This is a genomic window from Vibrio sp. IB15 (assembly GCF_016406055.1).
Classification (GTDB): domain Bacteria; phylum Pseudomonadota; class Gammaproteobacteria; order Enterobacterales; family Vibrionaceae; genus Vibrio; species Vibrio chagasii.
Window position 1 is genome coordinate 63,737 of record NZ_JAEFCE010000006.1, and the last position, 15,925, is coordinate 79,661.

A 15,925-nucleotide genomic window follows, 5' to 3' on the forward strand; every position below is an offset into this window, starting at 1 on the left:
TGAAATCATAAGTAACTCAGCCTTATAGGGCGCGCACGCTATCGATGCAAAAGCTAATTTTCTTTCCTAAATACAAACCTTATAAGTACAAATGCGACACTAAAGAACCCACCAAACAAAGTGGAAAACAAAATTATCAGTACACGTTTGGGCTTGTCTTGAGTCACTGGCTGACTAACATTTTCAAGGTAGCGGAACGTTTGAAATTCAATATTTCTATCGACTTTGAAGTTAGCTAGCATTTCCAATTTAGCATTAATTTGTTGCAAACGAGGCTCTATGACACTTAGGTTTTGTACCGACTCCAAAACCTTAACTTTGGCTTGCAAACCTTTTGAACCTAAATCAATACTAAAGCGCTCTTTATCATCACCGGTTTGGATCGGTTTCTCTACCCCAGCAGCTAATGCTATGTTCATTGAGTATTTAGCTCGTGCTAATTCTACAGCAAGTTGACTTTTTGCATGAGTTTCAAGAACCTTTTTTTGCTGGGTCAACTCATTCCATTTACCGTTAATCATCGCCTGAAAATCATTAAATACGTCTTGATGTACTTTTGATTCAGTCATCAGGATGTAATCACCTAGCAAGTCGAAACTACTTTGTTTTGTCGTGGCCTGAAAAGTCACATTGTAAGATGACTTTGAATTTCTTTTATCAACAGGAGATGCTTTAATTCTGTTAAACCATTCCACATACAATTTTCGTTCAGCGTCTTCAGAATTGTCAGCATTATCAATACGAGTCGTCTTAAATGCTATAAAATCTGCATTATCGTTTAAAAAAGCACGCTTGTTGTTATTAGAATTAAATGTATCCACGAAACGTTGAAACAATAGTTTGGGATCAACCAAAGTTTCTAGCTCATCACTAACTAACACCGTACCATCTTCCTGATAAACATTGAAAACAGGTTGAAGTTTAATCACTTGTTGCTGGTACGCCGAGATATCTTGAAGCTGAGCTTTAGCAACTTTTGCGCTAGAAGACCACCACTCCTGTGTTAAAAAAGCAAAACCAGTACTAGCTACCGCAAACAAAGTAGTCGTCAGTATAATTATCAGTTTACTGGCCCAGAGAGCTTTAAATAGTTCTCTAAAATCAACTTCATCATTTGGTGTGTACACCTGCTGGTTTTGTGGGGTATACGGCTGTGATTGAACCTGCTGCTTCACTATAAATCTCTCAAGATATCTAAATTAATGACGGTCGAATATTATCACATCAGTATACTGTTAGTACTGTTAACTTTGTAAAAACTCTTCCCATAGAAGTTGACCTTCATAACGTTTTAGCTCAATCGAAGCCTTAATTACAAGACCAAATGGGATAGCAACTGCTGAAAATCAGAACATGTCAAATAATGTGCAAGATCGACCTCAGCCTTCAAAAAGTAACGATTAATATAACGTAATTAGGGATATAAACCATACACCTGGAAGATACAATCATAACCACAACCGCCCCATGCCTATGCAAACAGGCTGATAACTCAAAAAAACTTCCAAACGATAAAGAAAGATCACGTTGACCATTTATTCCTCTTTTATATCGAAGTCAAATGCATTAAAATTCACCCCAAATACATTACAAGGCTCACGCAGTGATCATTTCTTTCCTTGCCCTTTCTTTTCTTTTCTTCTTTTCTTTTGCAACGATTTTCATCATGCGTAAATTTGCAAAAAAAGTCGGGCTAGTTGATAAGCCAAATGCGAGAAAACTACATGATGGTGCAATCCCTTTAGTTGGAGGGCTATCAATTTGTATTTCTCTTCTCTATTTTTTATTCAACAACCCAAACATCCTGCCACACACGGAACTTTACGCTGCATGTATCCTAATACTTGTTAGTGTCGGTGTTTTGGATGACAAATATGACATAAGCTTCAAACTGAGGTTTGCAGTCCAAGCTGGATTATCCGTTATTATGATGGTCGTTGGTGATATTGAACTAATTACTATCGGTGATGTATTTGGTACTGGCGATGTAATCACGCTGGGTTGGTTTGGCTTCCTTGTAACGATATTCGCGGTAGTTGGGGCCATTAATGCATTTAACATGGTAGACGGGATTGATGGTCTGCTCGGAGGTCTATCAATTGTTACTTTTGGTGGGCTCGGTATTATGCTTTACTTTGATGGACAACATAACTTAGCTTATATTTGTCTAGTCCTTGTCGTAACTATCGTTCCGTATATCTTACTTAACCTTGGCGCGTTCGGGCGTAAAAGGAAGGTATTTATGGGAGATGCTGGAAGTATGCTAATTGGTTTTACTGTCATATGGTTACTTCTACTTTCTAGCCAAAATGGAAGTAAGCCACCTCTACGCCCCGTGACCGCATTATGGTTAATTGCAATTCCTTTATTAGATATGGCCGCGATAATGATTCGTAGAATAAAAAGAGGGGACTCTCCTTTCAAGCCAGATCGCGAGCACTTACACCATATATTCCAACGCTTAGGGTTAAGTTCGACACAAACTCTAATCGTAATCAGTTCAATAGCATCTGTATTTGCAGCAATAGGTATTTCCGCTGAAATGCTTAACATTCCAGAGTATGTCATGTTCTACGCTTTTGTGGCCTGCTTTGCAGTTTACCTTCTGCTATTAAGCAATATCTGGAGCATCACAGCCTATATTAGAAAGAATTTTTCAAGAAATTGATCCTAGTTTATAACAATATCTTTAATACTTTGTCTAAGGGCAGTTATCGGAATAATGAAGGACTGTCGCTTAGACTTAAGTAAAGAACCTACCAACCTAACCACTATCCCTACTATAAAGAGTAGCCTCGCATATTAACCCTTGTAAAAAAGAACCGATAGGAATTAGTACAACCAAGCGCTAATTCATCTTAGTTGTCTGACCTTTTTAATTAATTAAAAATGATGAGTGATTGTAAAGTAAACCGGGTTAAGAGCTCAGTAAAAAATGAGAGATGCAATACAGCATTTTCTCATTGATATGCCTGTAGGGATTATGAATAGAAATTGACAAGGCATGATACAAGCTGTAAGGAAAAACAGCGTGTTGCGGTCGCTACAAGTCATGAGCTAAGTTTATCGAATCGTATCGATGGAAAAGTGCTTCCCAATTAACTCTAGAAAAATACAATCTTTTAGGAGTCTAAGCCTCACCATTGACTGCCACTGTTATATGGTTCAAAAAGGATTTAAAAGTAACGAAATTGTCCCCCCAAACCTCCACTATCGAAACAGTGATGTATAGAATTAAACCGTTGCGGAATATGACTAACTTTATAAAAATGATATTACATTGCTATGTAAGGCTTGTACTGTATTCAAGTGCTGATTGAAAGGTATTGTAGGTTGGGTAACCTCTTTATCTAAAGCTAATAACTCAACAAAGGTTACCTAGCTTTAGTTTTCGATATTATTTCACCTCAGGCGTAGAACTTGACAGATCAACGTCCTTATTAGACGTAAAGCTATGTGGTACGCTGTTAGAACGTTCCCCCTGGACATTCCCGGGGCTTACCGTAACAACGCTAAGCGTTGCAAAATTACAGCTTACGCTGTAATTTTGGAATTGGCATCCATCCACGGGGAAACCTGTGGTTTCTGTGCTGACAGAATATGCCATATATCTTAAAAGGACGAACGATACTTTTAATGATGACTAACCATTAGGTCTTCACATACTATCTATCAGATTATTCATGCTTTCTTACTTTCCTCATGATAAATCAATTTATTTGAAAAGTATCGACCTAACTTTATAAAAAACTTTTCAAAAGTAAAGAACACACAACTAGAAATCAATATAGAAAGAAATGTAAAGAAAAATAGCTTTGAGAAGCCACTAAACCCAGCGTAAAAAAACTCGAATCCTGGAAGTCTTCTTGAATAAAAAAACATTTGAATAGGAACGTGAAACAAATATAACGAGTAAGTAAGCGAGCCTAGAAATATGAATATTTTGGGTACTATTAAACCTCCAATTTTCTCCCAGATCAACATTGACATAACAATTACAGCACACCAAGGCCCTACTATTATCAACCTATTATATGGCATAGAAATCATAGTTAAATAGGACAAGCATAACAATATTAAAAATAAGCATATAGCACCGACAACATGGTTGTTTTTACTCGGTAAAACCATATAAACCTCAGCCAAGATCATACCAACAATAAAATAAAGCATCATCGGATTAGCAAGCACACCGTAAATAGATGTCAGTATTGATAGATCAGGTAGACTTAGTTTTTCATGAGTATTTAAAGAAACAAGATCAGAAGAAAAATATTGTAATGATATTACCAGACTCACTATAGCAACGGAGCAAATAGCACTTCGATACTTACCATTAATAAGCAATGATATTGAAAATATTAGATAAAATATAATTTCATATATCAAAGTCCAAGTAACGATAAGGAAACCATATCCATATGCAGGAGCTTGAGCTGATGAGTCAATAGGAATAAATAGCAAGCTTTTTATGAAATCACTATTACTAAACAGATCTGATATGGAGTAACCGGAAGCCAGGCCATAAAATAACATAGCTATCCAGGCCAATGGCACTACACGGAAAAATCTTTTTGTTAAAAATAGAGTTGCTACCTGTTCTTTTCTATTATCTGTCACATAAGTGATAATAAAACCAGATATGATAAAAAATATGTCAACGCCTACAAACGCAAAAGAAAAAAGGTTCTTACCCATATCAGGATAAACATCGTCAACCCAGCTATAACTATGCGCCCATACAACAAGCAGCGCACATATCCCCCGAAGCATTTGTATACTATTAACTTGCTGATTGTTTCTCATACTTTCACTTTTGGTATTTTTTGTTACGAGATTCGATTTGTATCTAGAACTAGCTCATTTGAGCATGTTGAGTTGAAAAAATATAGGCATAAAAGTTATCAATAACTTGATCATGACAGAATTTTATATTGCCAAGTAATTTTAGAGCTTAACCAGATTAGCAGTCGCTTTTAGGAAAAAGTTTATGATAGTTACAGTGCGTTTAGGTAAATTACCAAGAAATTGGAGGAAAGTGGGTTGCACAACTAAAATAAAGCAATTTCGTTTGGACGAGTAAAGCAACTACCAAATCAAACTGTATAATGATAGGCCTTTGTGTGATAAATGCAGACACGAGAGTTTTCAACGAAGCTCTACGTGTTTATTGAAGAAAATAAAAATACTAACTTACACTTTAACCCACTTCATTTTTTCTTTATCATATACCTTCAAAACTTTTGCTGGATTACCTGCAATAACACAATAGTCTGGGTAAACTCCGCTAACAAACGAGTTAGCTCCAACAATACACTGCTCGCCTAAAACTGTTCCAGACTGTATAACAGCACCGAAACCTATAAAACAGTTTTTCCCAATGATTGTCTCTTTGTAAATAGACTTTTGAGACAATACGTTCTCGCCAATAGATTGGTACTCATTATCAAAATTATTAATAAATACATGAGGGGCTATAACTGTGCCTTCTGAAATACTGAGTTTACCACCAGAGATAATATGAGCATTTTGTCCTATGCCAACATTCTTTTCAATATTTATATATGAATCATCTCCATGAACCTCAAATCTAGCCCCTGGAAAAATTCGAACCCACTTATCTATCGATATTTTACTCGGTTTGTACAGAAAAGTTGGCTTACCTATATATGACGGGAAGCCAACTTTTTTAAAGAACAATCGATACATAATTGCTCTTGCAATCCATATTACTTTATACAACATAAGAAAAGTTAAACCTTGGTTATAAAAAATAGGCGTAAATATGAGATACAGTGATTTTAAAAAGTGAGGTAATATACTAATTACCTCACTAATTCAGGAACTAATTATCTGCTCATAAAATCATGAATGAGATCACAAATATATTCAACATCTTCATTAGACATGGACTGATGGATAGGTAAGTTCAAAGTTGTCGCTGTCGCTTTCTCCGAGCCACTAAACTCAGGCATATTATCGTAGCTGAATAAATCAACTTTATGTAATGGCCAGTACCTAAAGGTACAGTAAACACCATTAGCCAAAAGGAATTTGGCAAGTTCATCTCGTTTTTCTGTTTGAACCCAAAAAAAGTAAAATGATGATTCATAATCGAAATCTGGCTTTGGAGGCAAAAGCAAGTCATTAATGGTGGAGAGTTTTTCTCGATATAAAGAATCAATCTCAGCTCTACGGGAGATAAAGCTCGGTACTTTATCGAGTTGCACCAACCCAATAGCAGCAGTAATGTCGTTCATTACAGCACGACGACCTGGCTTAGTGATATCAAACTCCCACCAGCCTGCTGAATTATCATCAGCTGACTTATCTAAGCCACTTTTTTCCTTTGCAGGTAAACCTAAATACAACCACTCAGATGCAGAAGTGCGATCATTTTCATCTTTAAAATAGATCATTGCACCATCGCCAGTAGTTAGTGTCTTCATTGCGTCAAAAGACCAAAATGCCATATCACCAAACGTACCACAACGTTTGCCCTTGTAACGACTTGAAATGGCACATGCAGAATCTTCGATCACTTTAATATTATGAGTACTACAAAACGACATAATATCGTCCATATCTGTTGGGTAGCCGCCATAGTGTGTAATAAAGATAGCTTTTGTATTCTCAGTCACTAAATGCTCAAAGTGTTTCAACTCGACATTCAAACTACGAGAGTCTATATCACAAAATACTATTTTTGCACCTGATTCTAATATGCTGCTAGCCACAGATGGAAATGAATTAGTTGGTACGATAATTTCGTCGTTTTGGCCAAAATCAAATATCTTTGAGGTCAAGAATATGGCCTCCGTACAACTTGTAGTACTGAGGACATGTTCTTTTGTTGAATCTAAGTGAAGAGCAAAGTTTTCTTCAAACTGTGAGGTTTTTGGGCCCTTTCCAATCCAGTTACTTTCGAATACCTTTGCCACTTCAGCTGCTTCTTCCTTTCCTAAGCAAGGCTGGAATAAATTAATTTTTCTAGTCACGTTTTTCACCATTATTATTTAGTATAACCATTAATGACATTGTATATCCAATGATCTAGGTGGTTTGATTTGATTTTCTCATTGAACTCATTGTTAAATGGTGTCTCAAAAAAGCTCAAATCTACCTTAGGGTTCTTTCTATCCAATATGTATATATTATCGGGAGTATAGAAATCATACTTTGCAATTTCACTATTGGTTGTAATTAGTTTACAACCGGCTCCAAGTGACTCAAATGTCCTAGACGTTAACCCTTTTTGGCCAGGATGATTTATATCAAGAATAGCCTGCGTACAAGAGAAAACCTCAGCAATATCCGTACTTGAGATCTTGGCAAAGCTTAACTCAGATTTCTTCATGCTGAACATTGAGCGCGATGTAAATCGTCTAAAATAGTATAGGACACGACTAGGCATATACATGAACTTGTAAAATCTAACATTTCCTTTACAAAGTTCCGAAATGATTTTATATCTATCGGAGTGAACCGTACCTATAAAGGATATATCATATTTGGTCTCTTTCCTTTCTAGAGAGTAGCTTGACTCATAGAATAAAGGAAGAAATTCAACATTGTCATACCTTTGAGAATCTTCAAGATCAAAGGTTATTATACTATCTGCATAATCAAACAACTGAATAGAATCACGTTTGTTCGCTATCGAATCCCACATATAGATTACGATTTTTGAGTCTAATTTTGACCTTATTTCTTTTAAATATTCCTCTTGAATAGTCTCAGGACTAATCAACAAGATCACGTCAGGATTATACTCATCTAACTTATCGAGTACTTTACTATAGTACTTCTTAATTTTATTTTTTATTAAAAAATCGTATCGTAGCCTCAAGAGTGCTTTTGTTAAAAAATCATTCGCAGGGCGTTCATCAATAAATATTGCATCCCCTCCTTGCTTAACAATTGATTTAATTATCGCATCAGGGTAACCAAAAAAATCAGGCCCTAATATAGCAATTTTTTTATCTTTTAAATTCATGATATCAACCGAGTACTATTTTCAATTTTTTTGCAACTAACTTACTTACTGTTAAGGTATCATCTCTGTAATGACCTGGTAACAAGTAATTGTACACAAGTGAGCTTAAATACCTATCAACCATGTCATATTCAATCTTTGAGTTAATCACATTTTCGATAAAGCAATCTAAGTTATTCAGGCTTTCCACCTTAAAAACGCACGGAGCTTGATCATAATAAGAGTCACCAAGAACAATTACTTTTTTGTAATGTGATAGCGCATCCAAACCACTAGTGGAGTTGTTAACAACAACTATTTCCGCTTTTTTAAATGTATCCTCGACTGAAGCAGACTTGTCCAAGAATACATCATCAGAGCAAGATATAAAGTCATACAACTCTTTTTCATATCTCATTTTATAGAGTGGATGCTCCCTAACTAAAATTTTACTTTTGACAGGCTTGTTAGAATGAATAGTTCTAAGCATCTCAAAATGAGACGAGAAATGTGGATTGTGATGGGTAAAATTTGCATCATGAGGCACTTGCAATATAAGTAATATATACTCAGAGTCTTTACTTATTTCTTTTATATCTTCATATTCTTTTACTGAAACCACTTTATTTGAGGAATACTCTCGATTTTCATATGGGTATACTTCATGTGTTCTAAAGAGCTTATCTATGATTTTGTCTAGCCCTCTATATATTGGGTTTCGTCTGAACTTTTTATTTTTATTAGGTTTCGAGAATTTCTTGCTGCAAGATTCATTTGATAACTGAAAATTACTTCTAAATGAACAATATGAGTTAACTCCTTGTTCATCTATAATCGTTGTTCCATAAGGCCCTTGCTCAAAATAAACAGTTTCTATATCATTTATTTTCGCCAAATCAATTATTATTCTTTCGAGCATGCGGCAATCACCGGGCATGACAACTAAATCAAATTTTTGGCTTTCAAAAACACTAGATATATAGCTGTAATAGTTACTAGCTTTTATAATTAGTTTCTCTTCTAAGGCCGGCGTTAATATCTCGCAAGATCTATTATATTTTAAATAGCTATCGTAGTCTATTTCAGTAAGAATCGGTTCATGCTTGTTAATACATGATTCAACATTTATCAAATGACAATTTTGTTTATGTACTTTACCATACAAGTAACCACTTAGATTAAAGTACCAAAATGTTGACTCTATACCTATAAGGTTTTTAAGTTCGTTTGATACTGAGGAATAAAACCTTGCATAGTCATCATAGAAACCTACAAATAACACTTTCTTCATTTTTCACTTGTCCTAAAAAACATTTAACAGTTTTCAGTAAAATATAAAATATCGAGGCCCATATTAGAATTTTAATATATGGGAATATACTATAAACCATCCATCGAGGAAAAAGAGTTATTGTTATCAATGGTATAAGCATTATTAATGTTGAATTCTTCCTAATTGATAACATTTTTCTAAACAAAAAAGAAAATAATATAACACCCAACGGACCTAAAAATAGATATGCATAAGTGGTAGTAAAACCACCATTACCAGGAATAGGAGTATACTTCATAGCTTCTATATTGATAAATGTTTCATCTGGTGCCATTGAGGAAGGAATAAAAGCGGTTAAAAATTGTGATACAAAGCTTGTAAGCCTAAAACTTGAATCAAAAACGCCTTCTTTTATTAGACCTAAGTAAGCAACCGAAGCTGCTGTCACTCCACCTTGGTTGTTTGAGTATTGACCGTTTTCTTTTAAGCCAAATAATAGATAGTTTATTGTGAGAGTATATTCTGAATCTCTTACGACACCTAGTATTTGTACAGCAATCAAAGCTAATAAAACTAATCCTATCAACTTTTTTTTCGATAGCTTACTTTCGAGGAAAAAGAGATAAAATATCATCCCACACAATATGAAAGGTAACCTTTTCCCGTATAAAAGTGGCAATATCATAGAAAGGCCAATTGCAATAAATAAGAGAGATACTTCAAGCTTGCTTTTCGAATGACAATGAATGCAAGCAACCAATAGTGGGATAACAACATATTCTAGTAATATCGTACCTTCATTAAAGCTATTTTCATAGCCGACAGTTAATATTGTTCTACTAGAAATCACAGTTAAAAAATTAAAGGAAAAGGCCACCAATATTGACGCAAAAAATATATTAGCAGACTTGTTTTCATATACGCTTTTTATATTGATTGGTTTACATGTTTTCTCTGTAGTAATTAGACGCTGAAAGATCACCTGCATCAAGACGACCTGAGTAGTTAACTCAGATGTTTGGTAAGTGTCATAAATATGATAATGGATACCATAAATAAAAAAAGGAACGAGTGCCAACCAATAGGTAAATAAGAAAAGGTTAATTATAAGTAGTGAATTTTGGGACCTATATAATAATTGAAGATTTGATATTATCGCTAAAGCTATAACAAATGTACTTATATCATATCCAGAGAAATGATTATAAGACAAGAGCATAATTGCAATTAAAACAAAAAATGAGTCCGTGATAGAACTAAATACAGTTTTATCTTTTATATTCATTGATTAATTCTCTAATGAGCTTCATATTAAACAAGATGGTTACAATAATTATGCAACTAATTATTGGTAGTTTAAAAACGATATCCTTGTATATGACAAACTCTTTGAGTGATATTATTTCAGATAATTTATAGCAAGCTAGGAAGGTGATAAGGTAGGTTAAAACCTTCAATAACGGTAATCCCAATGCCACTTTGAATTTTGATTTTACTATGTAGCTACTACTTAACTTTAAAAACACCAAGCTACTAATTGATGCTATTGCAGCCCCTTCACCACCAACAATAGGAATTAATACGATGTTTAATATTGCATTCAATCCAATAGCTATTGATGATATTAATATAACTGTTTTTCTTTTTTTATTCCACAATAAGTATTCGGTTGGAACTCCAAATGCTGTAATAATCGTAAAACCACAAGTGAGTATTAACATCGCATAATAAATATCGACATATTCATTACCAAATATAAAAAGAACGTGCTTGCCATATACTATAAAAAATATAGATACTAATGAAGACAATAAAACTGAAATACTAACGTTCTTATTATACTTTGCAAATACCTCTGGTTTTGAAAGTTCTAATGCATTAGTTTCAGTTGATTTAATAAGAGCTAGTAATGGATAGAACGTGAATATACTCAACGAGTATGCTATATCATAAAGTGCAACATTCCTAACATCACTAAGTTGCCCTAGCATTATGGAATCTAGGTGTATCATCAAAACAGATGTCAGAGCAGTCAATCCAAATATGATAGATTCACTAACTTTATTAAAGTACCTTTTCGGTGAAATTTCATTATTAGCCGATGTAATATTCGATCTTATAACATAAAGAGAGATAATAACTAAAGCTAATTGTGAAACCACATAGCCAAGGAGAATACCAAGAGCGTTGGGATAAAGAAATACAAAACCAATTACGATAGTGAATCTCAATATCCTCTGGATAACATTTGATATAAAAAATGATTCATTAACTTTATTTACAGCTCTTAATGCAGCATTTGAAATATTAAATGCCCCCCAAAGAGGAACCATTAGCAGTCCGAGGTAATATGTATAGTCCACCTCTAGGTTGACAAAAACACAAGAAATTAAAATTGAAAGAAAAAACAAAAAAGATATTGTTAGAAACACTTCTTCTAAAATTATTTTTTTTCCTTCTCTTTGATAAGACAGTACTAATATATTTTCTCGCCCCATCATAAATAACACTAATGCTATTGAAGCAACGTTTAAAGCATATTTGGCTTCTCCATATGCTTCAACAGTTACGGTCCGTGTAATATATACTGTTAATATTAACAATAATACACTGCCGACTATCGATGATACAAAGCCAAATAAGATGTTATTAATTTTCTTCAGCATGATGAGGCTCTATAGAAATGAAGGTATAGTAGCTTTATTTATCGAGGGTAAGACAAAAGCTTTTGAAGGTTTCTTGTAATGAGTCTTTACTTGAGATAATCGGTTTTTCTATTTTCCAATCAATATTCAAGGTCTCATCATTCCAAATGATACCACCTTCATCAGAAGGGTCATAAAAGTCTGTGCATTTATATTGAAAGTCAGCAACATCACTTAAGACACAAAAACCATGGGCGAAACCCGGCGGTACATAGAATTGAAGTTTATTATCCTCATTTAATATCACACTTTCATATTGGCCAAACGTAGGAGAATCTGGTCTCAAATCTACCGCAACATCTAAAACTTCACCACTGGTTACAGTTACGAGCTTTCCTTGGGGTTTAGTTTTCTGGAAGTGTAATCCTCGTAATACATTTTTTGTTGATCTAGATCTGTTGTCTTGAACAAAATCTAAATCGATGCCTATTTTTTTATACTTCTCACTTTGAAAAGTTTCCATAAAAAAGCCTCTATCATCACCAAACACTTTAGGCTTTATTATGATGCATCCAGCGAGACTCGTATGCGTTACTTCCATGATAGCTCCTTACTTATGCTCAGTTAATTGATATAAATATTGCCCGTATTCATTTTTTAACATCTTACTTGCTATCTTTTGTAATTGAGCATTATTAAGCCAACCATTCCGCCATGCTATTTCTTCCAAACAAGCAACTTTAAGGCCTTGGACATGCTCAATTGTTTGTACAAAAGAAGAGGCTTCGTGAAGGCTTTCATGAGTACCGGTATCTAACCAAGCAAAACCACGACCTAGTAACTCTACGTTTAATGTGCCATCCTTGAGGTACATATCATTGAGAGTTGTAATTTCTAACTCTCCGCGATGAGATGGTTTGACTTGTTTTGCCATTTCAACCACTCGGTTATCGTAGAAATACAATCCTGTCACCGCATAGCTAGATTTGGGTGCGCTCGGCTTTTCTTCGATTGATATCGCTTTCATATCTTGATCAAATTCAACAACACCAAACCTTTCAGGGTCTTTAACTTGATAACCAAATACCGTCGCAACTCCTGCCTCTGTTAACTCGCGTGCGTTTTGTAACTGTTGGCTAAATGCCTGGCCATAAAATATGTTATCACCAAGAACTAAACACACACTGTCATCACCAATAAACTCTTCACCAATAATGAAAGCTTGAGCCAACCCATCAGGGCTTGGTTGAATTGCATATTCAAGGTTAATACCAAAATCAGAGCCATCACCTAGCAAACGCTTAAAACCTGCATTATCTTCTGGCGTCGTGATAATCAAAATATCTTTGATACCAGCGAGCATTAATGTAGAAATCGGGTAAAATACCATTGGCTTGTCATAAATCGGCAATAATTGTTTCGACACGCCACGTGTCAGTGGATATAAACGTGTTCCTGAACCACCGGCTAATACAATGCCTTTCATTATTTATCTCCTGCCATAACACCTAGACGCTCACGCTGATAGCTACCATCTTGTACATTTTGACACCACTTGGAGTTATCTAGATACCATTGAACCGTCTTACGAAGACCTGTCTCGAACGTCTCCTCTGGCGTCCAACCCAATTCACGTTGCATCTTAGATGAGTCAATGGCATAACGACGGTCATGACCTGGACGATCTTGAACATACGTTATTTGCTCTGCATATTTGGTCGCTTTCGGTACTAGCGTGTCAAGGATGTCACAGATAGTATTAACCACTTCAAGATTCTGTTTTTCGTTATGACCACCAATATTATAGGTCTCACCGACTTTACCCTCGGTCACGACTTTGTAGAGCGCTCGAGCATGATCTTCTACAAACAACCAGTCACGAATCTGGTCACCTTTACCGTAGATAGGAAGATCTTTTCCTTCTAAAGCATTCAAGATGACAAGTGGGATCAATTTTTCAGGGAAGTGATATGGGCCATAGTTGTTTGAGCAATTAGTGACGATAGTCGGCAGGCCGTAAGTACGTAACCATGCACGCACTAAATGGTCACTTGATGCTTTTGAAGCAGAATAAGGGCTAGATGGCTCATAAGATGTCGTCTCCAGGAACATTGGGAGCTCAGTTCCCTCAGGGACTTCATCTGGGTGAGGAAGATCACCATAAACTTCGTCTGTAGAGATATGATGAAAGCGAAACTCTGCTTTCGCTTGATCTTCAAGATTATTCCAGTACTCGCGTGTCGCTTCCAATAACGTATATGTTCCAACTACGTTCGTTTCAATGAATGCAGCTGGGCCAGTGATTGAGCGGTCAACATGCGACTCAGCGGCTAAGTGCATTACTGCATCCGGTTTATGCTCAGCAAAAACACGGTCAAGTTCTGCACGGTTACAAATATCTACTTGTTCGAATGTATAACGTTCATTTGAATCAACATCTACAAGTGACTCTAAGTTACCTGCATAAGTGAGCTTATCAACGTTTACTACGCTATTCGATGTACTATTGATAATATGGCGAACAACTGCAGAACCGATAAAACCAGCACCGCCAGTGACTAATATCTTCACAAAAACCCCTAACCTAACTTTTTAACTCATGAACCGTGCACAGTGTAAACATCTTTACCAAGCACGCTACCGCCCATTGGTAACAAAGCGAAAACCACACTACGCATTAAAATTTAAAAATGTAAATAGGTCTATTATCTATCTAACGGAAAATATAATCAAAAAAAATCGTTAAACTTTGCTCCTGGTGCTGTTCAAAGATTCAGATCACTATGTACACAAAACTCCAAACCTCGCTATACTCCTACCTTATAATTTTCTGCCCAATAACGGATAAGAGTTCAAGACATGCAAGAGTTAGTTCCATTTGTTCAAGAGAATATGATTTTAGCCATCGTATGGATCGGCTTGGTTGTTGCCATCATTGCGAACGTAATCAAAACATCAAACGCAGCCTACAAAGAGATCACTGCGGCGCAAACCACACAACTGATTAACCGTGAGAACGGCGTTGTGGTTGATATTCGTACTAAAGATGAGTTCAAAAAGGGCCATATTACTGACGCACTTCACATTTTGCCGTCAGACATCAAATCAAATAACTTAGGTAGCCTTGAAAGCCGTAAAGCTGACCCAATCATCGTAGTATGCAAGACAGGTCAAACTGCTCAAGAAAGCGCTAACTTGCTGGTTAAAGCAGGCTTCGAAAACGTAAGCGTGCTGAAAAGTGGCCTAGTGGCTTGGAGCGAAGCTAACCTGCCTTTGGTTAAAGGTAAGAAATAGTAAAGGTAAAAAGCAAGCAGACCTAGTAAACTAACTTTCGGGTTTTGTTCAACAGATATTACGAACCAAACCTAATTTAAATTTTTAAGGACAAGAAAATGGCTGAAGCAGCACAACAAGACGCACAACAGAACTTCGCAATCCAACGTATCTTCCTAAAAGACGTATCTTTCGAAGCGCCAAACTCTCCAGACATGTTTCAAAAAGAGTGGAATCCAGATGTAAAACTGGACCTAGACACTCAAAGCCGCGAACTTGGTCAAGGTGTTTACGAAGTAATCCTACGCCTAACGGTTACTGTGAAGAACGCAGACGACACTGCATTCCTTTGTGAAGTTCAGCAAGGTGGTATCTTCTCTGCAAGCGAAATGGAAGCGGGCCAACTAGCACATTGCCTAGGCGCATTCTGCCCGAACATCCTATTCCCATACGCTCGTGAAACAATCTCTAGCCTAGTGGTTAAAGGTACGTTCCCACAACTGAACCTAGCACCTGTTAACTTCGATGCTTTGTTCATGAACTACCTACAAAACCAAGCTCAACAAGCTGAAGGCGAGCAGGCTTAAGTCTCAAAGTAGAACTTAACCCCAACGTTTCAAACGCTAGTTAACTCTTAAATGCACATCGTAACTTCTGCGGTGTGCATTTTTTCTTTACACTGTACTGAGATAGAAAGCCCTCTAACTTTAGTAGGAAGCTTTTCCAGAACTCTTAGATTTGCCTCATTATTTTTAGGTG

The 15,925-nt window shown here is 35.9% G+C and carries 14 protein-coding genes; 3 read left to right on the forward strand and 11 right to left on the reverse strand.

From position 1 onward, the window contains the following. Positions 1–53 precede the first annotated feature (53 nt). Positions 54–1,175, reverse strand: a complete 1,122-nt coding sequence (locus tag JC606_RS03740; RefSeq protein ID WP_198778033.1) for an LPS O-antigen chain length determinant protein WzzB — start codon at positions 1,173–1,175, stop codon at positions 54–56. 428 nt (positions 1,176–1,603) lie between these two features. Between JC606_RS03740 and wecA the strand changes: the two genes are divergently transcribed. Beyond that, positions 1,604–2,668 (forward strand): UDP-N-acetylglucosamine--undecaprenyl-phosphate N-acetylglucosaminephosphotransferase, encoded by a 1,065-nt coding sequence (wecA, locus tag JC606_RS03745; protein WP_198778034.1) that lies wholly within the window; start codon positions 1,604–1,606, stop codon positions 2,666–2,668. Positions 2,669–3,681: 1,013 nt separating this feature from the next. Here the strand turns inward: wecA and JC606_RS03750 are convergent. The 10 genes from JC606_RS03750 to rfbB all read right to left on the reverse strand — a co-directional run bounded on the left by JC606_RS03750 (position 3,682) and on the right by rfbB (position 14,464). Continuing rightward, positions 3,682–4,806, reverse strand: coding sequence for an acyltransferase family protein (locus JC606_RS03750; protein WP_198778035.1), 1,125 nt, complete (start codon positions 4,804–4,806; stop codon positions 3,682–3,684). Between the two features lie 387 nt (positions 4,807–5,193). Continuing rightward, entirely contained in the window at positions 5,194–5,745 is a 552-nt protein-coding gene (locus tag JC606_RS03755; RefSeq protein ID WP_198778036.1) for an acyltransferase, read from the reverse strand. A 104-nt stretch (positions 5,746–5,849) separates the two neighbouring features. Next, positions 5,850–6,998 carry a DegT/DnrJ/EryC1/StrS family aminotransferase gene (locus JC606_RS03760; RefSeq protein ID WP_198778037.1) on the reverse strand — a complete coding sequence of 383 codons (1,149 nt, stop codon included), beginning with the start codon at positions 6,996–6,998 and terminating at the stop codon, positions 5,850–5,852. A gap of 14 nt (positions 6,999–7,012) precedes the next feature. Next, a complete protein-coding gene (locus JC606_RS03765; RefSeq protein WP_105025714.1) occupies positions 7,013–7,996 on the reverse strand; it encodes a hypothetical protein in 984 nt (327 codons plus the stop codon). A gap of 4 nt (positions 7,997–8,000) precedes the next feature. Continuing rightward, positions 8,001–9,266 carry a capsular polysaccharide export protein, LipB/KpsS family gene (locus JC606_RS03770; protein ID WP_198778038.1) on the reverse strand — a complete coding sequence of 422 codons (1,266 nt, stop codon included), beginning with the start codon at positions 9,264–9,266 and terminating at the stop codon, positions 8,001–8,003. Next, on the reverse strand, positions 9,235–10,533 hold the full coding sequence (locus JC606_RS03775) for a hypothetical protein (RefSeq protein ID WP_198778039.1): 1,299 nt from the start codon (positions 10,531–10,533) through the stop codon (positions 9,235–9,237). The genes JC606_RS03770 and JC606_RS03775 overlap by 32 nt, the downstream gene beginning before the upstream one ends. After that, on the reverse strand, positions 10,517–11,914 hold the full coding sequence (locus JC606_RS03780; protein WP_198778040.1) for an oligosaccharide flippase family protein: 1,398 nt from the start codon (positions 11,912–11,914) through the stop codon (positions 10,517–10,519). Before JC606_RS03780 ends, JC606_RS03775 begins: the two co-directional genes overlap by 17 nt. A 34-nt stretch (positions 11,915–11,948) precedes the next feature. Further along, positions 11,949–12,494: a dTDP-4-dehydrorhamnose 3,5-epimerase gene (gene rfbC, locus JC606_RS03785; RefSeq protein ID WP_004741399.1), complete on the reverse strand. Its 546-nt coding sequence runs from the start codon at positions 12,492–12,494 to the stop codon at positions 11,949–11,951. A gap of 9 nt (positions 12,495–12,503) precedes the next feature. Further along, a complete protein-coding gene (rfbA, locus tag JC606_RS03790; protein ID WP_004741400.1) occupies positions 12,504–13,379 on the reverse strand; it encodes a glucose-1-phosphate thymidylyltransferase RfbA in 876 nt (291 codons plus the stop codon). Then, on the reverse strand, positions 13,379–14,464 hold the full coding sequence (rfbB, locus tag JC606_RS03795; RefSeq protein WP_004741401.1) for a dTDP-glucose 4,6-dehydratase: 1,086 nt from the start codon (positions 14,462–14,464) through the stop codon (positions 13,379–13,381). Before rfbB ends, rfbA begins: the two co-directional genes overlap by 1 nt. A gap of 288 nt (positions 14,465–14,752) precedes the next feature. On the opposite strand from rfbB, the gene JC606_RS03800 reads away from it, so the two are divergent. Both JC606_RS03800 and secB read left to right on the forward strand, forming a co-directional pair. Then, complete coding sequence (locus JC606_RS03800; protein WP_004741402.1) at positions 14,753–15,187, forward strand: rhodanese-like domain-containing protein; 435 nt, start codon at positions 14,753–14,755, stop codon at positions 15,185–15,187. A 98-nt stretch (positions 15,188–15,285) separates the two neighbouring features. Next, the gene (secB, locus tag JC606_RS03805; RefSeq protein ID WP_004741403.1) at positions 15,286–15,753 is read left to right on the forward strand and encodes a protein-export chaperone SecB; all 468 of its coding nucleotides are present in this window, start codon (positions 15,286–15,288) and stop codon (positions 15,751–15,753) included. The last annotated feature ends 172 nt before the right edge of the window (positions 15,754–15,925 follow it).